The 22,891-nt window shown below is 37.3% G+C and carries 24 protein-coding genes and 1 riboswitch; of the genes, 11 read left to right on the top strand and 13 right to left on the bottom strand.

Annotation, left to right across the window (positions count from 1 at the left end; all coding sequences use genetic code 11):
• Nucleotides 1-85: 85 nt before the first annotated feature.
• A complete protein-coding gene (locus D569_RS0111240; RefSeq protein ID WP_018932518.1) occupies nucleotides 86-817 on the bottom strand; it encodes a Cof-type HAD-IIB family hydrolase in 732 nt (243 codons plus the stop codon).
• Between the two features lie 115 nt (nucleotides 818-932).
• On the opposite strand from D569_RS0111240, the gene D569_RS0111235 reads away from it, so the two are divergent.
• The 6 genes from D569_RS0111235 (at nucleotide 933) to D569_RS0111210 (ending at nucleotide 6,338) form a co-directional block, all read left to right on the top strand.
• Entirely contained in the window at nucleotides 933-1,205 is a 273-nt protein-coding gene (locus tag D569_RS0111235; RefSeq protein WP_018932517.1) for an ACT domain-containing protein, read from the top strand.
• Between the two features lie 13 nt (nucleotides 1,206-1,218).
• Nucleotides 1,219-2,580, top strand: a complete 1,362-nt coding sequence (locus D569_RS0111230) for a PFL family protein (RefSeq protein ID WP_018932516.1) — start codon at nucleotides 1,219-1,221, stop codon at nucleotides 2,578-2,580.
• 126 nt (nucleotides 2,581-2,706) lie between these two features.
• Nucleotides 2,707-3,375, top strand: a complete 669-nt coding sequence (locus D569_RS0111225) for an SIMPL domain-containing protein (RefSeq protein WP_026287301.1) — start codon at nucleotides 2,707-2,709, stop codon at nucleotides 3,373-3,375.
• 157 nt (nucleotides 3,376-3,532) lie between these two features.
• Nucleotides 3,533-3,639, top strand: a riboswitch (SAM riboswitch).
• 88 nt (nucleotides 3,640-3,727) lie between these two features.
• A complete protein-coding gene (locus D569_RS0111220; RefSeq protein WP_018932514.1) occupies nucleotides 3,728-4,753 on the top strand; it encodes a methionine ABC transporter ATP-binding protein in 1,026 nt (341 codons plus the stop codon).
• Nucleotides 4,746-5,414, top strand: coding sequence for a methionine ABC transporter permease (locus tag D569_RS0111215; RefSeq protein WP_018932513.1), 669 nt, complete (start codon nucleotides 4,746-4,748; stop codon nucleotides 5,412-5,414). Before D569_RS0111220 ends, D569_RS0111215 begins: the two co-directional genes overlap by 8 nt.
• Before the next feature lie 30 nt (nucleotides 5,415-5,444).
• Nucleotides 5,445-6,338: a MetQ/NlpA family ABC transporter substrate-binding protein gene (locus tag D569_RS0111210; protein WP_018932512.1), complete on the top strand. Its 894-nt coding sequence runs from the start codon at nucleotides 5,445-5,447 to the stop codon at nucleotides 6,336-6,338.
• A 43-nt stretch (nucleotides 6,339-6,381) separates the two neighbouring features.
• Here the strand turns inward: D569_RS0111210 and D569_RS0111205 are convergent, their stop codons facing one another.
• From D569_RS0111205 to D569_RS24365, 3 genes are read right to left on the bottom strand one after another with little or no spacing between them, the layout of a single operon-like run.
• Nucleotides 6,382-6,591 (bottom strand): hypothetical protein, encoded by a 210-nt coding sequence (locus tag D569_RS0111205; RefSeq protein WP_018932511.1) that lies wholly within the window; start codon nucleotides 6,589-6,591, stop codon nucleotides 6,382-6,384.
• Nucleotides 6,592-6,615: 24 nt separating this feature from the next.
• Nucleotides 6,616-6,771, bottom strand: coding sequence for a hypothetical protein (locus D569_RS24370; protein WP_018932510.1), 156 nt, complete (start codon nucleotides 6,769-6,771; stop codon nucleotides 6,616-6,618).
• A complete protein-coding gene (locus D569_RS24365) occupies nucleotides 6,764-6,904 on the bottom strand; it encodes a hypothetical protein (protein WP_018932509.1) in 141 nt (46 codons plus the stop codon). The genes D569_RS24370 and D569_RS24365 overlap by 8 nt, the downstream gene beginning before the upstream one ends.
• A 242-nt stretch (nucleotides 6,905-7,146) precedes the next feature.
• Between D569_RS24365 and D569_RS0111185 the strand changes: the two genes are divergently transcribed.
• The gene (locus tag D569_RS0111185) at nucleotides 7,147-7,521 is read left to right on the top strand and encodes an SLAP domain-containing protein (RefSeq protein ID WP_018932508.1); all 375 of its coding nucleotides are present in this window, start codon (nucleotides 7,147-7,149) and stop codon (nucleotides 7,519-7,521) included.
• 10 nt (nucleotides 7,522-7,531) lie between these two features.
• On the opposite strand, the gene D569_RS0111180 is transcribed toward D569_RS0111185, so the two are convergent.
• Together D569_RS0111180 and D569_RS0111175 are read right to left on the bottom strand one after the other, a co-directional pair.
• On the bottom strand, nucleotides 7,532-9,127 hold the full coding sequence (locus D569_RS0111180; protein ID WP_018932507.1) for an ABC transporter permease: 1,596 nt from the start codon (nucleotides 9,125-9,127) through the stop codon (nucleotides 7,532-7,534).
• A 4-nt stretch (nucleotides 9,128-9,131) separates the two neighbouring features.
• Nucleotides 9,132-10,031 (bottom strand): ABC transporter ATP-binding protein, encoded by a 900-nt coding sequence (locus D569_RS0111175; RefSeq protein ID WP_018932506.1) that lies wholly within the window; start codon nucleotides 10,029-10,031, stop codon nucleotides 9,132-9,134.
• A gap of 144 nt (nucleotides 10,032-10,175) precedes the next feature.
• On the opposite strand from D569_RS0111175, the gene D569_RS0111170 reads away from it, so the two are divergent.
• Nucleotides 10,176-10,760 (top strand): TetR/AcrR family transcriptional regulator, encoded by a 585-nt coding sequence (locus D569_RS0111170; RefSeq protein WP_018932505.1) that lies wholly within the window; start codon nucleotides 10,176-10,178, stop codon nucleotides 10,758-10,760.
• A gap of 24 nt (nucleotides 10,761-10,784) precedes the next feature.
• On the top strand, nucleotides 10,785-13,229 hold the full coding sequence (locus D569_RS0111165) for a sensor domain-containing protein (protein ID WP_018932504.1): 2,445 nt from the start codon (nucleotides 10,785-10,787) through the stop codon (nucleotides 13,227-13,229).
• A gap of 173 nt (nucleotides 13,230-13,402) precedes the next feature.
• Here the strand turns inward: D569_RS0111165 and D569_RS0111160 are convergent, their stop codons facing one another.
• The 4 genes from D569_RS0111160 to D569_RS0111145 all read right to left on the bottom strand — a co-directional run bounded on the left by D569_RS0111160 (nucleotide 13,403) and on the right by D569_RS0111145 (nucleotide 17,710).
• A complete protein-coding gene (locus D569_RS0111160; protein ID WP_018932503.1) occupies nucleotides 13,403-14,257 on the bottom strand; it encodes an aminoglycoside 6-adenylyltransferase in 855 nt (284 codons plus the stop codon).
• Nucleotides 14,258-14,473: 216 nt separating this feature from the next.
• A complete protein-coding gene (locus D569_RS0111155) occupies nucleotides 14,474-15,139 on the bottom strand; it encodes a P-II family nitrogen regulator (protein WP_018932502.1) in 666 nt (221 codons plus the stop codon).
• Nucleotides 15,139-16,620: a DUF1538 domain-containing protein gene (locus tag D569_RS0111150; RefSeq protein WP_018932501.1), complete on the bottom strand. Its 1,482-nt coding sequence runs from the start codon at nucleotides 16,618-16,620 to the stop codon at nucleotides 15,139-15,141. The genes D569_RS0111155 and D569_RS0111150 overlap by 1 nt, the downstream gene beginning before the upstream one ends.
• A gap of 262 nt (nucleotides 16,621-16,882) precedes the next feature.
• Nucleotides 16,883-17,710 carry an ATP-grasp domain-containing protein gene (locus D569_RS0111145; RefSeq protein ID WP_018932500.1) on the bottom strand — a complete coding sequence of 276 codons (828 nt, stop codon included), beginning with the start codon at nucleotides 17,708-17,710 and terminating at the stop codon, nucleotides 16,883-16,885.
• Between the two features lie 157 nt (nucleotides 17,711-17,867).
• On the opposite strand from D569_RS0111145, the gene D569_RS0111140 reads away from it, so the two are divergent.
• Both D569_RS0111140 and D569_RS24360 read left to right on the top strand, forming a co-directional pair.
• On the top strand, nucleotides 17,868-18,947 hold the full coding sequence (locus D569_RS0111140; RefSeq protein WP_018932499.1) for a GerAB/ArcD/ProY family transporter: 1,080 nt from the start codon (nucleotides 17,868-17,870) through the stop codon (nucleotides 18,945-18,947).
• Nucleotides 18,948-18,999: 52 nt separating this feature from the next.
• Complete coding sequence (locus D569_RS24360) at nucleotides 19,000-19,137, top strand: hypothetical protein (protein WP_018932498.1); 138 nt, start codon at nucleotides 19,000-19,002, stop codon at nucleotides 19,135-19,137.
• Nucleotide 19,138: 1 nt separating this feature from the next.
• Here the strand turns inward: D569_RS24360 and D569_RS0111130 are convergent, their stop codons facing one another.
• The 3 genes from D569_RS0111130 to D569_RS0111120 form a co-directional block, all read right to left on the bottom strand.
• Nucleotides 19,139-20,305, bottom strand: a complete 1,167-nt coding sequence (locus tag D569_RS0111130; RefSeq protein WP_018932497.1) for a Ger(x)C family spore germination protein — start codon at nucleotides 20,303-20,305, stop codon at nucleotides 19,139-19,141.
• Nucleotides 20,306-20,328: 23 nt separating this feature from the next.
• Nucleotides 20,329-21,840, bottom strand: coding sequence for a spore germination protein (locus tag D569_RS22810; RefSeq protein ID WP_018932496.1), 1,512 nt, complete (start codon nucleotides 21,838-21,840; stop codon nucleotides 20,329-20,331).
• Between the two features lie 99 nt (nucleotides 21,841-21,939).
• Nucleotides 21,940-22,821 carry an ATP-grasp domain-containing protein gene (locus D569_RS0111120; RefSeq protein WP_018932495.1) on the bottom strand — a complete coding sequence of 294 codons (882 nt, stop codon included), beginning with the start codon at nucleotides 22,819-22,821 and terminating at the stop codon, nucleotides 21,940-21,942.
• Nucleotides 22,822-22,891: the final 70 nt, after the last annotated feature.

The following is a 22,891-nucleotide window of genomic DNA, read 5'->3' as shown; positions in this document are numbered from 1 at the left end:
AATTCACTCCATATAATAAGTTATTATATTGATACACCCTCTGCAAGTGTTAACTATTAATTTTCTGAAAATTTATACATTAGAGTTACAGTACCCATTTCTCAATAGCTCTTGCTACACCATCTTGATCGTTTGCTGTCGTTTCTGAGTCTGCCACTTTTTTAACTTCCTCTTGAGCATTTCCCATGGCAATTCCTAATCCTGCTTGTTCGATCATTTTTATATCATTCAAACTGTCACCCATCGCCATTACTTGGGACATATTAATGCCTAACCGCTCACATACGATTTCGATTGCTGCTGCTTTATTGACACCAACCGCATTCACTTCAATATTTGTCGGACTAGAATTACTCAACTCAATTTCTTCCCAGCTTTCAATGGTCTCCATGATCTTCCCTTTTGTTTCCGGATCTTTTGTATCAAATCCAAATTTTAACCACTCATGTGCTAAAATATCCTCTGGTACTTCACCACGCCATATTTGATCTGTTGAAGAAAGCCATGCCCATGTTTGATGTTCTTCTTTTAATGCTACAAGCTTCTCAATCACCCGTGCATCAAGCGTTTGACGAGCAATCAATTCTCCAGACATGGTCCAGATTTCACTGCCATTTACCGTGATCAAATAATGGATATCCAATTCTTTTGCAATATTAGAGCTTGTTTGATAATGTCTTCCTGTAGAAATAATCACTTCTACACCTTTTTCTCGTGCTTTTTTAATGGCTTCTTTATTCGTTTCCGAGACTCGATGGTCATTGCCTAACAATGTTCCGTCCATGTCTAGAGCAATCAGTTGTATATCCTTTTTCATATGTAAGCTCCTCTCATCATGCATTCCCTTTTATTTTATGCGATGCTGTATAATTTAGCAAAAAAGGATGCTTTGGGTATAATAAAGTATAACAATAAAAAATGAGGTGACATAAATGCAAAAACGAGCAGTTGTCAGTGTAGTTGGCAAAGATCAGGTAGGGATTATTGCCAAAGTAACCACTGTAATATCAGATAATAATATCAATATTTTAGATATTAGTCAGACGATTTTAGAAGGCTTTTTTACGATGATCATGTTAATTGAAATCAATGATCCCAGTAATCTTGAAACGTTACAGGAAAAATTCAAGCCTGTTGAACAAGCATTAGGTTTAAAAATAAATATTCAACTAGAAGATGTTTTTCAAGCAATGCATCGTGTCTAAAGGAGGGTAACAGATGCCAATAGCTTTTACCGAAATTCAAGAAACAATACGTATGGTAGAAATGGAACACCTTGATATTCGTACGGTAACAATGGGAATCAGCTTACGTGATTGTGCTGATCATGATTTTGAAAAAGTAAAACAAAAAGTGTACGAAAAGATCACTAGTTATGCGAAAGACTTACAAACAACTGCGAATCAAGTAGCAAAAGAATATGGTGTTCCGATTATTAATAAGCGAATCGCGATTTCCCCTGCTGCTGAATTGTTAGGGAACGCAACAAAAGAACAAGCCATTGAGCTTGCCGAAACGTTGGACAAAGCAGCACAAACTTTAGATGTAGACTTTATTGGTGGCTTTTCAGCACTCGTACATAAAGGCATTTCTAAAGGAGATCAAATACTACTTGATGCTTTACCCGAGGCACTAAGTAAAACGGAGCGCGTTTGTTCTTCAATCTCTGTTGCAACAACTAGAACAGGCATTAATATGGATGCCGTCGGCCAAATGGGACAGATCATTCACGACACAGCTAAATTCACGCAAGATAACAATAGTATCGGTTGCGCTAAACTAGTCGTCTTCTGTAATCCTGTTGAGGATAATCCATTTATGGCAGGAGCTTTTCATGGTGCTGGTGAAGGAGAAGCAGTCCTAAGCGTTGGGGTAAGTGGACCTGGTGTTGTCCTTCATGCCTTAAAACGTTACCCAGATGCTGATTTAGGTGAAGTCTCCGACGTGATTAAGAAGACAGCTTTTAAAATAACGAGAGCTGGCGAAATAATCGGACGTGTTGTCGCGGAACGCTTAAATGTTCCTTTTGGAATTATGGACCTTTCCTTAGCACCTACTAACGCAATGAATGATAGTGTTGCGGAAATTTTAGAAGAAATTGGATTGGAACGTGTCGGAACACACGGTACGATTGCAGCCTTAGCATTGATGAATGATGCTGTTAAAAAAGGTGGTGCAATGGCTAGTTCCTATGTTGGCGGGTTGAGTGGTGCTTTTATTCCAGTTAGTGAAGATAACGGCATGATCCGCGGAATTGAAGAAGGAGCACTAAACCTTTCCAAATTAGAGGCAATGACATGTGTCTGCTCAGTTGGATTAGATATGATCGCATTAGAAGGAAATGCCAGTCCCGAGACTTTATCCGCCATTATTGCAGATGAAGCGGCGATTGGTATGATTAATAAGAAAACGACCGCTGTACGGGTCATACCTGTAATCGGCAAAAAAGAAGGAGAAACCGTAGAGTTTGGTGGACTGCTTGGCCGCGCACCGATTATCGGTGTGAGCGAATTTTCTTCTGAAAAATTGATTCAACGAGGTGGCAGAATTCCTGCTCCATTACAATCATTGATCAATTAAAAGAGTCGGGATTTTTCCCGGTTCTTTTTTAATAAGCCAAAATCAAACAAATTAGTTCAAAAAAGCATGTATTCACCTTATACCGAATAAAGTAGAAGTAAAAATAAACAAGAAAAGGTGAAAACAATGTATTATGCTAATCCAAATATAAGGTCTCATTCACAAGTACGACAGACCGATAATTCGATACTAGTAACAGGGGATGGTACGGTGTCAGTTGAACCAAATCAAGCCGTAGTTACCCTTGGTGTTATAACAGAAGATTCTAATCTCCAAAAAGCACAACGCGAGAATGCTGAGTCTACCACCAACATTATTCAAGCACTGCTTCAAGAGAATATCCCCCGTCATCATATCAAGACTCATGATTACCGGATGGATATTCAGTATGACTATGATGAAGGCGTTCAAATTTTTAGAGGTTATCGTGTAACCAATTTGTTAGAGGTTATTATCGAACCAATTGACAAAGTTGGACACATTATTGATACAGCCGTTGATTACGGTGCAAATACTGTCCGCAACATACAATTAACGGTTGCAAATCAAGGTCGATATTACCAAGAAGCGCTCCAAAAAGCGGTGGAAAATACGCAGATAAAAGCTAGCATTATTGCGCAGGAGTTAGGCGTTAGCATTAGTTCTATTCCGTATTCTTTAAAAGAAATTTCCAGACGTGAAGAAAGTGAAAGCCGACCAGTAGTTTTAGGAGTTTCCACAGACAGTCCTACCACCCCTATCGAACCAGGTAGACTAGCGATAAAAGCTAAGGTGGAAGCTGAATTTCGATATTAGAACCATAATGCATGCACACTCGATGCTCTCCCTATCTATTTCTTGCACTCACAAACTATCCTTCTCTCCAATTTTCTGAATAGTTTTACTTTTTCAAAAAGAATTGACGATTTTCATCCATGATGATATTATATTGGTTATGAATTGTATATGAAAGCTCTTATCAAGAGTGGTGGAGGGAATGGCCCTATGAAACCCGGCAACCGTCAGTTTATACTGATAGGTGCTAATTCCATCAAAGCGTTATGCTTTGAAAGATAAGAGGACAACGAATTATTACCCTTTCTGTCCTCTTAGTGCAGAAAGGTTTTTTATTGTGTTTATGACGCAATAAACAAAGGAGAGTGAAAGAATGATTCAGATAAAAAACTTATCGAAACTTTACCAGACTAAGAAACAACAAGTTCAAGCTGTCGATAATGTTTCACTTAATATAGAACAAGGCGAAATCTTTGGTGTTATTGGTTATAGTGGTGCAGGTAAAAGTACCTTCGTCCGCTTAATCAATCGCTTAGAAGAGCCAACAGACGGTTCAGTTGTCATCCAAGATAAGGATATCACAAAAATGCCGGGGAATCAGTTGCGGAAAAAACGCCAAAAAATCGGCATGATATTCCAACATTTTAACCTATTATGGTCTCGTACTGTTTTGGAAAACATCGCTTTTCCATTGGAAATTGCCGGTGTTCCAAAAGAAAAACGAAAAGAAAAAGTACTGGAACTGATTAATCTTGTTGGGCTTTCTGGAAAGGAAAATGCCTATCCTTCCCAATTAAGTGGTGGTCAAAAGCAACGTGTTGGCATAGCACGAGCACTGGCGAATGACCCTGAAGTATTATTATGTGACGAAGCTACTTCAGCACTTGATCCGGAAACAACGGATGATATATTAGACTTGTTAGTTTCCATTAACAAAAAATTGGGTCTGACTATCATTTTGATTACACACGAAATGCATGTCATCCAGAAGATCTGTCATCGCGTTGCCGTGATGGAAAATGGAAAAGTGGTCGAGACAGGCGATGTATTGGATGTTTTTGTCAAACCACAATCCAAAACAACTAAACGATTTGTTCAGCAGCTTAATCCGCTTGAGCATGAAAGAGACAAGTTAGCGGAGTTTATCAATGACCGTGAGGATAGTGAAGTAGTTAAACTTCATTTTATTGGAAAAAGTGCTAAGCGGGCCCTTATTAGTGAGGTTGCTAAAACATTTGATGTAGAAATTAACATACTGCAAGGTTCCATTGCACCGACTCAAGAAGGTGCTTACGGTACTTTATTTATTGAAATAAACGGTGAAAAAGAACTCTTACAAAAAACAATTGAATTTATGGAAAACACCGGTGTGGAAGTTGAGGTGTTAAAGGATGCTTGAGGAACTATTTCCGAATGTAATAGCAGAAGATTTATGGATAGCTACATTAGAAACATTTTACATGACAAGTATTGCAATACTCGGTACTTTAATTTTTGGTATTTTACTAGGGTTATTACTATTTCTAACTGATTCAGGAAACTTATGGGAAAATCGTTTCGTTAATTTTATTACTGCAACAGTGGTAAACGTCTTTCGTGCCATTCCTTTTATCATATTGATTCTATTACTTTTCCCTTTTACCGACTTCTTAATTGGGACGATCAGAGGATGGAAAGCTGCGTTACCGGCTTTAATCGTTGGGGCAGCACCATTCTATGCCCGGTTAGTTGAAATTGGGTTAAAGGAAGTAGATAAAGGTGTTGTGGAAGCTTCTAAAGCAATGGGAGCTAGAATACACACGATTATTTTTAAAGTGTTATTACCTGAATCAATGCCAGCACTAATATCCGGTTTAACTGTTACGGCTATTGCCTTAATAGGTTATACAGCAATGGCTGGTGTTATTGGAGCAGGCGGACTTGGAAATTTAGCTTATTTACAAGGCTTCCAGCGACGAGATTTTGATGTCGTGTTAGCTTGTACGATTTTAATTATCATTATAGTATTCATTTTTCAATTCATTGGGGATTTACTATCCAAAGCGATAGATAAAAGATAAAAATAATAAAAAATGAAAGGATGATCTATTGTGAAAAAACTATTAACTTTATTATGCGCTACATTGCTTTTATTTGCTTTAGCTGCATGTGGAACAGCAAATGAGGAGGATGAAGCAGCAGACAATAATAATGCAGGAGAAACAGAAGGTACTGACGAAAACACAGAAGAAGGTACCGCAGAACAGGAATTAACAGAACTTGTTGTTGGAGCTAGCAGTGTACCACACGCTGAAATATTAGAAGAAGCAAAACCACTTCTAGAAGAACAAGGCATTGAACTTGAAGTTGAAGTTTATCAAGATTATGTATTCCCAAATGACGACTTAGAAAGTGGAACTCTTGATGCGAACTATTTCCAACACATTCCTTATTTAGAGTCTCAAATGGAGGAAAAGGGATTTGATTTCGTAAACATTGGTGGTATCCATATCGAACCAATGGGAATCTATTCTCAAAACATTGAAAGTATTGATGATATCGAAGATGGTACTGTAGTGATCATGAGTAACTCTGTTGCTGACCATGGTCGTGTGCTTTCACTTCTTGAAAGAGAAGGACTTATTACACTTGATGAAGATGTAAAAGCTGTTGACGCAACGGTTCAGGACGTAGTGGACAATCCATTAAACCTAGAATTTGATACAGATATTGACGCAGGTTTCCTTCCTGAATTCTATGAGCGTGAAGCTGATGCATTAGTAGCAATCAATACAAACTATGCAATCGAAGCTGATTTAGTACCGACTGATGATGCCTTAATCTTGGAAGGTTCTGAATCTCCATACGTGAACGTAATCGCAGCACGTGCTGAGGATGAGGATAACGAAACACTTCACACATTAGTAGAAGTATTGCGTTCCGAAGAAATTCAAACATTTATTGAAGAAGAATATGAAGGTGCAGTAGTACCTGTTAATGAATAAAGGTAAGGCTGGCGATAGAACATCGCCAGCCTTTTCTTATACCTTAAACTTGCTTATATGTTGTCTCTTGCATTTGTTCGAAGGATAGATTTAACTTAGTACCGCTCTCGCTAGATAGCTCTAATACTTCATTGGATGGCAGCTTTAGTGCTTTACCTTCTTCTGAAGATGCTGCAATTTTTCGATGAAGAGATTCAATAGACGATGAAATATCACTAGATGCGCTCGCCTGCTCTTCGTCGCCATTTGACATTTCCTCCATCGTTCTAGCAATTTGTTAAGAACCCAGATCCACTTCATCTGATGCTTGTGATAATTCCTTGGTTTTTCCATTTACTTCTATAGATTTCTCCTGGATATGGCGTACCATTGCTTTCAATTCATCGATCATACGGTTGGTACTTCTAACAATAAGTGTAGCAGTATCATCCAACTGAAAAATAGATGCTCCTTTCTTCTACTTGCTGAGCATTCTCTTCAAAAACTGCTATATATTCCTCTTGCCTTTCCTCCTCTAAAATAGCAATGATAAGAGCTTCTTGATAGAAATCTTTCTCTGCATTCATTAAATAAAACGTCGATTCATAAAGATCATCGTAAAGCTGTTGTTCTAATTGATCACTTACTGATAAAATAGTATTAATAAATAGGACACTATTGGGCTACAATGACTAGTACTGCTAAAATTACAATGGCATACAGTTTTGTCGATAGCTTCTGGTTTGCGAGCAATCTTTTCATTGCTGTAACCCCTCCTGTTTATTTATATCGACAAAAACTGACAAATATTGAAAGAGGAGCTGTAAAAATGCAGAAATTACACTTTGAAGATGCGTGGAACAGGACCATTAGTAATGAAGATCGTATAGATATTAAGAAGATTTTTGAGCAAACAAAAAAGGATGCTGAAGATGGCGTCACATTTGTTCCGGTCAGAACCGCAGTAAATCACCGCAATGACTTACTCGTTACAACATTAATTCATAACTTCCAACCAGAAGAAACGGACTTAACCAACATCAACATCCAACTCTTTCAAGACAACAAGCAAATAGCCAGCCAGCATATGGAGGAATCCAGACTCCGCTTGCCAGCTAAAACAAGTATGCCGTGGACATTTATCTTCCCTAAAATGGGAGATGAGGACAAGAATACTCCCTTTTCATTATACTTGGGGCATTAATCCTGTCCCACTACCCTATCTCATCTCGATTCCGATAGCCGAATTGACTAGCTATTAAAGCGACGAGGCCAATTACTAGTAAAACGACTAATGGTGTCCACGTAAATGCTTCTACCGGAATTTGTGGGATGTGGTTAAAACTCGAAATGTTTGCTAACCATTCTGGTATGTCTATCATCCCACCTAAGTATACAGTGAAGAACGAAAATACCAGATATGCCCACACTAATGATGTCCATTTTGGCAGAAACGCAAATAACAGATTGGCAAGCGCTAAGACAATCAGCATCGCAGGTACATAAGACATCCCTGCTTTCAAGATATTTTCCAAAGGAATCGGATCGTCCATTACCGCCGCTCCTGCTGCCCATAATCCATACAGTGCAATAAATAGTGAAACTGCACCAATTACTACTGATACACCTAGATAATAGCTTAGTAATTTATATCTTGAAATGCCTGTAGTTAATAGGTGGTCATTACGCTCCTTCTTCTCTTCCCCGCGTACTCTCAAAAAAGAAATGACCATTGGAATTGTCGCAAATATCGATAAAATCACCATTAACATCATCATAAATTGTTCTGTCATTGTATATTCCGAATTATCTCCTAGGAGTTGCTGGAACATTTCATTATCTGCAAAGAATGATTCCAAATCGCCTAAGACCGATCCATATGAAGCACCAAAAAAAAGCATTGCCACTAGCCAGGATATGATCTGCGTACGTTGTAAGCGTAATATGAGACCAAGTGGTGATAATAAGAGTTTGGAAGCCTCTTTTTTACCAGGCTTAGATGGCAGTAAACCTGCCCCTAGGTCTCTTCGGTTATGCAAGTAAAAAGCTAGCACCGTAAACACCAACGCAATCACAACCGATACGATAATTGGCCACCAAATGTTTTCCACGTAAACTTCTGTCCGTAAAATTAAGCCTAATGGTGATAGCAAACTTAACGCTTCACTACTGACATCGCCAATTGCACGGACAAAATAAGCTAAAAGCAATACAGCAATTGATAACCCTATTGCACCACGGGATGTTTCCGTTAGCTGCGTTATCACTGCCGTAATACCGGTAAACATGAGGCCCGTTACCGCTAAAACTGCTCCATACATGATCGAACCTTCTACATCAATACTTTCTACATTGATCAGAATCAAACCAATAGAAGTTATCAATCCAATAATCAAATTAACCAGTGCAACTACAATTAACGCACTGCTCAAACTTGATAACCGACCAACCGGCATCGAGCGAATTAATTCAAATTTCCCTTCTTCCTCTTGCTTCCGAGTTAACTTGGTTATCATTAATATACTCATAATTCCGAGTACAATAGCAGTAAACAATAGCATTTGATTCGCCATCATTGCTCCTGTCGTATAGTTGTCAATCCCATATACCGGTCCAACCATCGCAACCATTGCAGGGTTTTCAAGCGTTTGAGCCATTGTATCGCGTTCTTGTTCAGACCCGAAAAGGCTCACAAAAGCGCCCGCTACCACTACTGTAACCCCAACAATTGCCAATGCCCAAATGATACTGGAAAGCCAATTTTGGCGCGCATTAAATCTGAGCAAAAATTTCAATTGATGAAAAAGCATTCCGTCACCCCTTTTCCGCTACACTGTCTGTTTCGTAATGACGCATAAATAAATCCTCTAATGTTGGTGGTGTACTTTCAATTCGTTTGACACCTAATTCACCAACCTTCAGCATAACACTCGATAAGTTTTCAGGATCTACCTGGAATGAATATACGCCGTCTTCCTCTGTAAATTGATGAATGCCTGATTGCTCGCTTAAGGTTGCCGCAGATTTTTCTGTTTCAATGACAATGTTCGTTCTTGTTAAATGACGTAATTCATCCAACGTACCAGTTTCAATCATTTCTCCTTGTCTGATAATACCGACACGGTCACAAAGCTTTTCCACTTCGGATAAAATATGACTGGACAACAGGACACTTTTCCCTTCATACTTCACTTCTTCTACACATTGCTGAAAAATATTTTCCATTAAAGGATCCAGTCCTGAAGTCGGTTCATCTAAGATAAACAAATCTGCCTCAGATGCAAAAGCAGCAATTAATGCTACCTTTTGTCTGTTCCCTTTCGAATACGTCCCAGCTTTTTTACGCGGATCTAACTGAAATCGCTCTATTAATGCATCACGCTTCGTCTTATTAATTCCTCCACGTAATTTTAAAAAGGTATCAATAATTTCTCCTCCGGTTAAATTTTCCCAAAGGTGAACATCTCCCGGTACATAAACCACTTTACGATGAATTTCTACCGCATCTTTCCAGGCATCCATACCAAATATTTTCGCAGTTCCTGACGTTGCTTGAATAATTCCTAATAAGACACGAATCGTCGTCGATTTACCGGCACCATTCGGTCCGATAAAACCATAAACTTCCCCTTTCTTAACTTCTAAATCAATTCCATTAAGGGCAGTGAACTTACCAAATTTCTTTGTTACTCCTTTTACCTCAATCATGTTCATATCAAAACCTCCTAAGTTTTGAAATATATTAACTTATATATTTCATATTATAGAAGTTTATGACGAATATCAAGGATTTTTTGAAATGAATTTGTTGTCATATTTCATAATTTAACTTAAAATACTATATAAGAGGTGACAACAATGGATGGATTTAAAAAACGAACACAACGAAAAATGAGTAAAATCCTGGAAGCATCACTTCAACTATTTTCTGATTATGGAATTAAAAATGTTCCAATCGCCAAAATAGCAAGTGAAGCGAATGTCTCCCAGGTTACCATATATAATTATTTCGAAAGCAAAGAAAAACTGATTCATGAAACGATGGTTTATTTTGTCGAGAAGGAATATCAAAAATTTCAAGATATAATAAACAATGATATTGATTTCCCAGAAAAAATTGAACAGATTATCTTCAACAAAACGGATGATGCAGCAAAAATTAATGAAGAATTTTATAACTATTTGATGAATGATTTTACTAATGAAGGGTCATATATTGATATGGCATATCAGGAAAAAGCACTCCCTTTATTCAACAAGCTGATAGAGGAAGGGAAAAGCACAGGATATATTCATCAAGATATTTCAACAGAAGCGATTATGATCTATATTCATATGTTTAAAGATTATATGAAGAAAGACGATATCAGAGACTATATTTTACCTTTAACAGAAGATATCATTAAATTGTTCTTCTATGGTATGATGGGGAAAAGAAATTAACGTTTTCAGCAAGGAGGAGCTTCGATGACATCATCGTACCAGTCACCGTTCTCACATCAAGATATTTTAACTATTGTTCAACAAATGCCTGAACCTGTTGTCATTGCAGAAATGCTTGATGATGATAGCTTTGTTATAAGAGAAGCGAATCGAGCACTTATTACCCAATCAGGATACTCCAGGCAAGAATTATTGGAGATGACTCCACTTGATCTGATTGATAAAGAACTGTTACGTAAAGCATCATTTGATCATTCGGATTTACTACCATATAAGCCTTTATATATGGAATCAATATTGGCCACGAAAACAGGGACGAAAATCCCAGTATTAATAAAATTACTATTAATGAAACTCGATAGTGGCAAAAGATATACTATTGCATTATTTCACGATATTACGGAAAAGCGAAATACCGAAGTATTATTAGAAAAAACTCATCAACAGCTGGAGTCGCTATTTGATTACAATCCAGACTTGATTTTTATGTTAAATAAAAAAGGGAACGTCACTAACATCAACCCCGCCAGTGAACGTATTTTAAGATATACCAAAAAAGAAATTATATCCAATTTATATACTGATATTATTTATGAAGAAGACATGAAGCTTGCCCTTAACGCTTTTCAACAAGTAATTACGAATCAATCTGTACAAGTTGAGTTACGTGTTTATGATAAAGTTGGCAATATTTTAACGTTAAATATTACAGCAGTCCCTACCATTTATCAAGGCAAAGTTACTGGTGTAATAGGGGTAGCGAGAGATATTACTCCGGAAAAAAGAATATCCCATCAGCTACAAGAGAGTGAGCAACGCTACCGATCCTTATTTGAAAACAATATTGATTCCGTACTTACTTTAGATTTGCAAGGGCATTTTGTTTATATGAATAAAGCTACAGAAGATTTAATGGGGTACTCAGAACAAGAATTAGCAGGTACTTCTTTTTTACCACATATTGTACCAGAACTGCGAGAGTATACAAATAGGCAATACGCTAAAGTACATGAGGGAGAAGCTGTACAATATGAAACAATTCTACATAATAAACAAAAAGACCGTGTCTATATACATGTTACAGTCATACCAATTATTATAGACGGCGATTTAACAGGTGTTCATTGTTTAGCAAAAGATATCACAGAAAAAAAACATTTAGAAGACCAATTAAATTTTCTTGCTTATCACGATTATTTAACAACCTTGCCGAATCAGCATTTCTTTCATTATCAATTAAAAAACTTATTAGATAATCCAACAAACACAACTGACTTTGCTATCTTTTTCCTCGATTTAGATCGGTTTAAAACGATTAATGATTCTCTTGGTCATGAATATGGAGATATTCTTTTAAAAAAAGTTGCTGAACGCCTCCAGAATAGTATACCAGTTAATGGAGCTGTCTTCCGGTACGGTGGGGATGAATTTATTGTTTTATTAGAAAATATTACAATTAAAGAAACTAAACAAGCAGCAAATAGGATTTTGAAGGAGTTAACTCTTCCTTATCATCTAGATGGCATTGATATCGTTGCTTCACCTAGCATTGGGATCAGTATGTATCCAAATGATGCGACAGACGCAAAAACCTTAATTAAAAAAGCAGATAATGCCATGTACCATGCCAAACGGATTGGAAAAAGTAATTTTCAATTTTATCATGATTCCATGCTTAGTAAGATCCAAGGCAACGTTGAAATGGAGTCCTTGCTTAGAAAAGCGATTGCCCGAAAAGAATTTTTACTGGTGTATCAACCACAAATCGATACGACGACTAACAAAGTTTGCGGAGCAGAAGCATTAATAAGGTGGAAAAATAAAGAATTAGGGCTAATTTCTCCTGGAGAATTTATTCCATTAGCTGAGGATAGTGGATTAATTGTTCCTATCGGGGAATGGGTGATAAGAGAAGCTTGTCACCAAGTGAAACAGTGGCAGCAAGAAGATCGTATGCTCTTCCCGATATCAGTTAATTTATCCATTCGGCAATTTTATCAAACTGATTTAATTCCGGTTGTTCAGAACATCATTCAGGAAGTTGGTATAGAGCCAAAATATTTGGAGTTAGAAATAACGGAGTCAATGGCAATGGATGTTGACACTGCGTCATCGGTATTGCATGAATTAAAGAAAATAGGAGTTAAAATTGCCATTGATGATTTCGGTACCGGCTACAGTTCTTTAAGCTATTTGAAGAAATTTCCGATCGACCATTTAAAAATAGACCAGTCATTCATTCAGGATATCTCTGAAAATAGCGATGATGAGGATATCGTCTCTGCTATCATCATGCTGGCACACAATTTGAAAATGCGTACTATTGCAGAGGGAGTCGAGACAGAAGCCCACTTGAAATTCTTAAAGAAGCAACAGTGTGATGCACTGCAAGGATATTATTTCAGTAGACCTCTGGAACCACAAGCATTTGAAGAATGGCTTCGTGGATATGAGAAACATACAAAGTAATAGGGTGTTGTGCATTAGCGCGGACATCTTTTCCGTTATTTTTGAAAAAAGTGCCCATATACAGGTGTTGACGAACTCCTAATATAGGCATATTTCAGTCAGAATAACGTACTAAATGTCCGCGAAAAGTAAGAACACTTTTTTTAACATTCAAGCGTTTTTCTATTGTGATTTCAAGTGCTGTATTGCTGATGAAGATTATGAATATATGGTATAACTTTTTCAAACTGATCAGGATAATCGAATCCAAGGCGATTAGCTAATTGCTTTGCCTGTTGTCGAAATAATTCTTGCATTGAAAATAACGACTCCCAACATTTGTCCAACGAATTTATATGATAGCTTTCTTGTAGCGCTTTCAATATATCAGTATCTAGATAATGATGGAGGAATTTATTAGCAGCACCTAGATTCACTTTGAAATCATGCTCCGCACCAACGTTCCATGCTATGATTCGTAACAATTCCTCTCGTAATACTCTATCAAGATGAAAGCTCGCATAAAAAAATTCTCCTCGGCACAACCCTTTTGCTACATATGGAGATACCCACCAAAATTCATTACAGGAATCGGTGAAATGCTGTTCGGACGGTTTTCTCAGAAAATGACCGCTCTCATCTGGGACCGGACGGTTTGCTATTAGGTTATCTTTATCTAATAATATTTCGGTTAAGCTATCATTTTGCAGATAAAGATCTAACTCTTCTAAAGGAATAAGCATTAAATCGATTCTGTTTCCATCAGTAAATGGCATCAAAAAGCTAAACCAGTTACCTAAAGTAGCAGGAAATAATGCTGATTCTTCCGGTGTTTGTATAATCAGGCGCTCACCAAAATAATCGATCCACTCCCTGTTTTCCAGAAAAGAAGCCATGTCTGTTACTAGGTAAACGATGTCATAATCCTGGAATCGATCTTTTTTAATATTAGGATTAGTGCGGGACCCATTCATTCCTACTACACGAACTCTATCATCTGCTTTAGCAAAATCAATTACTAAATCCATCATTTCCTTTTCGTCACGCATTTATATTCTCCTTTTTATCAACACTTTCATAAGAATATCCGCTCATTCCTTATCACTAAATACTAAAGATTTACGATCCTCTAATAACCATTATGAAAATATATCAACTGCTTGACCACCACACTTCAGAGGTAAAGTGGGCGGCCTTCGCTACCATCATGCTCAAATACTTTGGTACCGCGGATTATATACTTCCCTACCTCATTAGAAGAGGATTTACTCATAAATTCCGTATGTTCTATTCACATCTTGTACGAAGATGATGCCATTACCAGGTTCTTTTATTTTCAGATCTTCACTAATTTTTTCACAAATGGCATCGGTATAATTTTCATCTGACAGTATCATTACGACTTCTTTTTCAGGTTCAATATCCATGGAGAACAACTTACTAGTTTCGTGGACACCCGATCCACGTGCATTAATAATGGTTCCACCTTTAGAGCCACCTTTTTGCGCTGCTTCAATAACCTCTTCCGCTTTTCCTTTATCAACTACAACCATAATATTCTGGTACATGATCTCTTCTTCACCTCTTTCGTCATCCTCGTCTATTTGACAGCTTCTTGTTCCCATCAAACTCGTTAAAGATGTAGTAAAAATGATCCCGTGGTTAGGCTTATCGAATCGAAACACTTTATTTAAATGTTCTAATGTTTTTTTACTTGTTTTGCGATTGGAGATCATCATCACAATCTCTTTGCGCATGTCTGTGATCGACAATAAGTTTAATAATTTATTACTGATCGTTCCTTTTCCAAGAAAAAGGGTTCCACCTTTCACACCGCACTTTTTAGCTTCTTTTAAAATTTTACTTCCTAAGCCGAATTTGACAATAACATGTATGATTTCAAAATGAGGTGTTTTCTTATTAGGCAACATTATTCCATGCCTCCTTTTCGCGACTTCATCTTAAAGATCAGCCCTAATAATTGTAGTGTAATAAGTGGTGTTAATGCTACCATTGCTATCATACCAAATCCATCAACAATAATATCTGCACCTTCTATCGCATCCGCTGCTCCATGGGTAAATGCCAGAATAAAAGTTGCGGTCATCGGTCCTGATGCAACACCACCAGAGTCAAATGCGATACCAACGAATAATTTCGGTGCCACATACATTAACGCAACAGCTATTAGGTATCCTGGTAATAGATAATGCCACAATTGTAATTCTGGAACTAAAATTCGCAGCATTGATAAGGCAACAGCAATTCCGACTCCGATTGCTAATGTAAAGAGGACCACTTTACGTTTAACATAACCACTTGTTACATCTTCAATCTGATTCGTTAATACATACACAGCAGGCTCTGCCAATATCGTAACGATCCCTAAGATTAAACCAATAATAACAATATACGCTTTATTGTCCAAGGAGGCAATACTATGTCCTAATTCGGTACCTAATTCCATAAATCCTGCATTTACTCCGACTAGAAAAAGGACCAATCCAATAAAAGTAAAGACAAGACCTGTGATAATTTTTCGGAAATTAGTTTTTGACAATTTAAATGATAGTTTTTGAAATACTAAAAATATCACGATGATTGGTGACAACGCGAGGATTACTTCTTGCGCAATATGACCAAATTCGTGAAGAAATGGTGCAAGTACAGAGCCTGAAACAGGATGATCTTGTTCCATTGTTCCTGTCAATTCCGCTTGGTTGGTAATAATACTCATCAACATGACTGCAATAATCGCACCGACAGATGCAATCGCAACAAGCCCGAAACTGTCTTTTTCCGATGCTTTACTATCCTTTTTCAATACAGAGATACCAATTGATAATGCCAGAATAAAAGGTACCGTCATCGCACCTGTTGTCGCACCAGATGCATCAAAGGAAATTGCTAAAAGTGGTGGTGAAGTAAAGATTGCTATTATAAAGACAATCCCATACAGCACCGTGAGAATTTTGAATAAAGGTATGTTGTGGACAATTCTTACGAGACCAAGCGAAAGCAAGACTGCAATACCAAGTGATACTACCACAACTAAGATAAATTTCCCGATTGCTCCTGCGGTTACCATTTCAACCTGTCCTGCTAAAATGTGAAGGTCTGGTTCCGCAATGGAAATGATAAATCCTAAACATAATCCGGCTATGATCACAATCCATAAGCGATTTGATTTCGCAATCGATTTTCCTAGGTGTTTACCAATTGGGGTGATTCCAAGATCAACACCTAATAAAAAGATTGATAAACCAATAATAATAAAGACTGCTCCAATTAAAAAGCGGATAATTAAGGTAACATCAAGTGAAGTCAGGGTAAAATTTAAAATCACGACAATAATGGTTATGGGAAGAACTGCTAGTACAACTTCAAGGAGTTTTGATAGTAAAATATTCAAACCAGATACATTCCTCTCTTCTTCAGATCGTTATTGTTCTCTATGATATGTAATTAAAATAGAACGGTAATATTGGGGAATAAAAGTAGTTAAAAATAGTATAGCATATGAAAATAAGTTCCCACAAAGCAGACACCTCCTGATTCCGTCTGCTTTGGTATCGGGCACTTTTGGGTGGATATCGGTCGGTTTCAGAGAGATATCGGGCACTTTCGGACATTTTTCGGGCGCTTTTCAATCGATATCGGGCAGTTTCGTTTACTTATCGGGCACTTTTCAAAATGTGTTCCAAATATAGTTTCGCAATATTTATATCTGTTAAACTCGTCAGTGTTCTGCTTCCGACTATATCTTCTATTTCATTGAATAAAAGTCTCCCTTGTTCATCAAAAACAAAATCAATCCCTATAAAGTCAGCTGGTAAAATAGAAATGATTTTATCCACCAATTGCTGTTCTGACGATGATAATGGATACAGTGTTGCATTTCCACCAAGTGTATAATTCGCACGAAAATCGCTATTTGATTCTCGAAGTACACTGCCAATCACTTTACCACCCATGACAAAAACGCGCAGATCTTTTCCAGGCGTTGCTAACGATTGGACAATGTATCTCTCACTCGTTAGTGGCGGTAAATCTGCTAACGAATCAAGCATATGTACTTGATTTCCGCTTCTTCCATTAACGGCTTTTACTATAATGGGAAAGCGGAATGTGTACTCCATTAATTCAGCTTTTTTTATAAAATATGTATCAACCATTGGAATTTGATAGCTAGCAAATAGTTGATGTGTTTGTGCTTTATCATTAGCAATAGTAGCCACTCTTGAATCGTTATAAACTCGAATACCTAGTAACTCGAATTGCTGAGAGAGGAGTGGATCGATTGCTCTCATCATTACAAAATCCGGGTAATCTCGTCCTTTCCAATCTATAAAAAGGCGACGATCCAGAATACCATATGTCAGCTCATGATAGATAACAAGCTCTAACTCTATTCCAAGCCCTTCTGCTTCTGTTTGTAGCCAATCAACAAAAGTCTTATTCTTCTCGGCGTCCTCTTTTCGATAAATCAGCCAGCCATTCATACGATTCCTTCTCCTTTGTTCCACTTTATTCTCAAGTATAGCATGTACCTTTATAGTCAGATACGTTATATTTTTCCGTTATTATGGCAAAAATGTTAAAGCTATACCCGTACGCACAAAAAGAAATACCATAATCTTTTCCTGGGAGTAATGAGACATGAGACAAATATCACATATTCAGCTTTTTGCCCTCATCGTAACATTTGAGATTGGAAGTACGACATTGTTTGCCCTAGGTGCTGGAGCTAAAAGGGATGCATGGATCGTGGTATTAGTGTCTTTTGTTCTCAGCTTTATTTTATTATGGGTATATACCGAAATACCGAAACATTACCCTAAACAAAATTTTTCCGAGATTTTAAACGACTGTCTTGGTGTCATACTAGCTAAACCGTTATTATTTCTGTACAGTATGTACTTCCTAGGTCAATCAACACATAATTTCTATGAATTTGGTGCCTTGATTCAAATGACGGCACTACCTAGAACACCACTTCTCGTTACTCTGTATTTATTCATCGTGGTGATGGTTTACATTTTACATAAAGGAATTGAAGTCCTTGGCCGCTCAATTGAAATATTTCTACCCTATCTTTTCTTTATCTTACTCGCTGCTTATTTTCTGAATATGATTTCCGGTGAGTTTGAGCTAACTAATTTATTACCCATTCTAGGCGAGGGATACCAACCAGTCCTTAAAGAAATCCCAAAAGTTGTTGGCTTCCCCTTTGGTGAGATGGTTGTCTTTCTCGTCATTTGGCATTATGTCAACAAGCAGCAAGGTATACGTAAAACAACGTATATTGCTGTTACGGTTTCGACGTTTTCATTATTAATAGCTAATATTGTCTTTATTGCTGTCTTAGGTGCTGAACTGACAGCAAGTTCAGAAATACCATTGCTCGAGACAATGCTCTCGGTTCATATTGCGATGATTTTCACCAATCTTGATATAATCGGTGTGTTTATTATGTTTATCGGCGGATTTTATAAAACTGCTATCCATTTTTACGGCTTTGCTTTAGCGTTTACTTGGTTAATGAATAAATCCAACGCTAAATGGGTTATTACTATTTTTGGTTTAGCGCTTCCGTTTCTTTCCATATTCAGATTTGAAAATCTAGATGATCAACGATGGAAAGGAATGGAGGGAGGAGTCTACAATATCCTGGTATATGCACTCCTCCCCTTAATCATATTGCTCATTATTAAAATAAAGCAGAAGACTAGTAAGTAAACAGAAGACTTCCATTCATCTTAGCTTAAGGATAGTTAAAAGGAGGATACCTATGATACCCATGCCAATAACTATGGAATTACTGAAAGCTGACCCTTTCTTAGGATTCTTATTATTCGGAGGGTTAGCTTATGCTGTCATCTTATTACTCGTACTTATTTATTACATATTTAAAGGGATCTTTCGCTAAATTATTCGTTAGGATGTAATGATCCATCAAGTAATCCGGTATTTAAAATTTCGATCTCCACCTTTATTTCATAGGGAACATTGGCAAATTCTTCACTCCAACTATCTTTTACGCTGTTCCAGACTTTTGGATACTTATTGCGTAGCGCTGCCCCAAACCCAAAAATATCTGCTTGAAATTCTTCCTGTGCTTTCGTAATAACCTGTTCTACCTTTTCTTTCACTTCTTTTTCTGCCGTTTTTTCAAGTTCTTCTGTTACTTGCGCAAGTTCTTTTCTTGTTTCGGTTTTTTGTAATTCCTGACGTTCGGCAACTTCCAATTGTTGTTTTATTTCAACTGTAAAGGAGATATCCGTTTGATTGGTTACTTCGGGCTTAATACTTGGCTTAATAGTAACTAAATTCAGTGTAATAAATTTATCCTCTTTATAAGGAAAAGTTAGTGCCCCCTCTTCACTATTTCTGTGAATGGCAGTAATCCAATTATACGCACTTGTTTCATCATTATTCATAAACCCAATCAGTTTGTCTTTTTTAAAAGCTGCCCCACCAGACAAATGCACATCAGGTTCTGCACTCTGTTCAGTCTGCTCAAAAGTTATAACACCTAATACGGGATTTTGTCCTTGCCTTAATGATTGCTTATAAAATTTCAATAAATTAAACGAAACAGCTTCATACTCTGCATTGTCAAATAAACCACTAAGAAAATCGGCAGGAACCTTTGAAATACTATTTTTTTGCTTCTCCAGAACGGAAGAAGCACTTGTCCCCTTTGTCACGCCTAGCCAAACATAACTTCTCACTACCTGTTCTCGTTGAAATGTTTCGAATATGGGTAGTAATCCTTCTCGGGCAACTTCTTCACTGACAATCACTACTTTGTTATGAGCATAGAAGCCTTTTCGATCTATTTTATGGTTTGTTTTCCTTAATAATTCAGACATCGACCTTCCTGTTACCGAGACAGTTAAAAACGGTTCGTCTTGAGAAGATACAAATGTACTCTCAGCTGATGGCCTTAAAAATTCTGAGGTAAGCTGATATTCTCCTGATTGTTCATCCATATCAATTGCCATTGCAGCCACAATTCCAACCTCTGTTAATTCTTCTACATCCCAACACCCACTTAACAAAATAACCATAAAAAAAGGTACTATTTTCTTCATAAGTTGTCACTCCTAGGATGTATTTAATATTTCTTGCGAAGAACGGATCTTGGCTTACTTTGTAAATTCTTCAATGGCAACCTGACAAATGTATCTCTCCATTCCTTCAGCACGACAGGGGCAAAAGGTGTAAGATAAGGAATACCAAACGATCTTAAGGAAGAAAGATGGGCAACGATGAAAAGCGTACCCAGCAGTAAACCGTAGAATCCGAAAGTTCCAGCTAACAACATCAGAAAAAATCGAACTAAAATGACAGCACTATTGATTGCAGTCACAACAAAACCGGTAATAGCTGTCAATGCTACTACAATAACCATTGGTGCCCCTACTAACCCGGCCTGTACTGCTGCTTCACCAATTACTAATGCCCCGACAATACTTACAGCTGAACCGATAGGTCGAGGCATGCGAACCCCTGCTTCACGAAGCAACTCAAAAATAACAGTCATGATTAAAGCTTCTAATAAAATTGGAAAAGGTACTCTTTCCTCAGCGGCAGCCATCGTTGTTAATAATAAAGCTGGCACCATTTCATGATGAAAAGTAGCAGCCGCTACAAATACTGCTGGAGTAGCAACAGTTAGAAATAAAGCGATCATTCGAAAAAAACGAATTAATGAAGTAAATTGAAACTTCGTATAATAGTCTTCCGGCACTTGCATCGATTCAATAAACAAATAAGGTACGGTTAATACAAATGGGGTCCCATCACACAATATTGCCACTCGACCTTCCAGTAACTTTGCAGCAACTTTGTCAGGTTTTTCACTATTACCTATCGTCTGAAAAATAGAATTAGGATGATCTTCAATATATTGTTCTAAATAACCAGATTCCAATACAACATCTGTCTCGATCGATTCAAGCCGTTTTCTTAGTTCGTCTACTGTCTCTTGCTTAGCTATACCATCTATGTAGCCAATCCGAACTGGAGTTTTCGTATTTCCGCCAATGATGAACTCTTCAAAAATTAAATGAGGATTATTTATCTTACGGCGGATTAAGGAAGTGTTCGTAGTAATGACCTCGTTAAAACCTTCTCTTGACCCTCGGACCGTTGATTCCGTGTCAGGTTCTTCTACCCCTCGCGATTCATAAGATTCCGTACTGATTAGTAATGCACTGTCAAACCCATCGATAAATATTGCGGTTTGTCCCCGAAGTATATTTTCGATAACATGATCAAGATTAGAAGTCTTATCTACAGAAGATGCTTTGATAATATTAGAATCCATATAGGAAACTAATGAATGATCGTTTATTTTCTCCTCCAATAAATCAATTCCTAACAACGGCTCTAAGACATTATCATGAATAAACTCTTCTCTAACGATACCTTCTGTATAACAAATAAACGCATGAGTATTCTTCTTATCCTTTAACTGCAAATCTCTGAATTGGATATCAACACTATTTTTAAAGATACTCTTTAATGTTGATCGATTATCCTCTAGCACCGTTTTCACTGTATGATTCGTTTGCTTAGGTTGTTGAGATTGATTACTCTTTCGGATTTTCCAATGTCTCCTCATTTTTTCTACCCCATCTCTTGTTGACATACATAGTTGTATTATTTGTAGAAAGATAGAATAGATACAAAAAACCGAGCAAAAATTTGCCCGGTTTAACACTCAGTCAATGCTCTCTTTAATAAAAGCCATCATATCATGTGTAATATCAACACCTGTGCAATCATAAATGTTTTTAAAATGGGCGTTGGAATTAATTTCACACAAGATCGGTTCATCATTTTCTCCAAAAAGGAGATCAACACCTGCAAAATCTGCACCAACTAATTGACTACAACGAACCGCTAACTCCCGCTCTCTTTCTGATGGCTGGTAACGAAACATTTTACCACCTGCAGTTACATTTGCACGAAAATCTTGCTCTGATTTTCTTAACATAGCTGCCACTACTTGGTCTCCAACAACATTTAAGCGCACATCTCGACCGTAGCTTGATGCAATGTATTCTTGATAAAGGTGTGGTTTATGCTGCAATTCTTTCACTTTTTGACGTAATTGCTGCTCATTTTCGATTAAATATACTTGTTCACCAAAGGATCCAAATGTTTCTTTAATGACCATAGGAAAGCCCAACGTTTCGATTACTTGGTCAAGGTGACTGTCGTCTTCTAACGAAACAAAAACCTTCGGTGCAATGATCGTCTTCGGCATTCGAATCCCATGATTCGCTAACTGTTGATAGGTTAATGCTTTATCATCGCATATTTCAATCGCTTTTGCTGAATTAAATAAACGTAATCCCTGTACTTCCAATTGCCTTGCCAAAAATAAATCCTTATCCCAGAAGAATACAAAGTCTGGATCAGTTTTTTCCGTTAATATTCTTGTTTCACCTTCTTCGATAGCAACGAGTAATTGATGATTAGCAATCACATCTATTGCAAAATCAAACGTCTCCGCTGTTTCTCGTAACCATTCGATTTGTTCGGCAAATTTCTTTCTGTATAGATTACCATTGTAAATAATCCAGCCTCTCTTACTCATTGCAAAACCTCCTAAGAAAAGCGCAGAGCGCCCGTTTAGAAACGTAGCGACTGGAACGCATCAACTGAGA

Source organism: Gracilibacillus lacisalsi DSM 19029 (genome assembly GCF_000377765.1).
Classification (GTDB): Bacteria; Bacillota; Bacilli; order Bacillales; family Amphibacillaceae; genus Gracilibacillus; species Gracilibacillus lacisalsi.
This window is presented reverse-complemented; position numbering and strand designations above follow the sequence as displayed.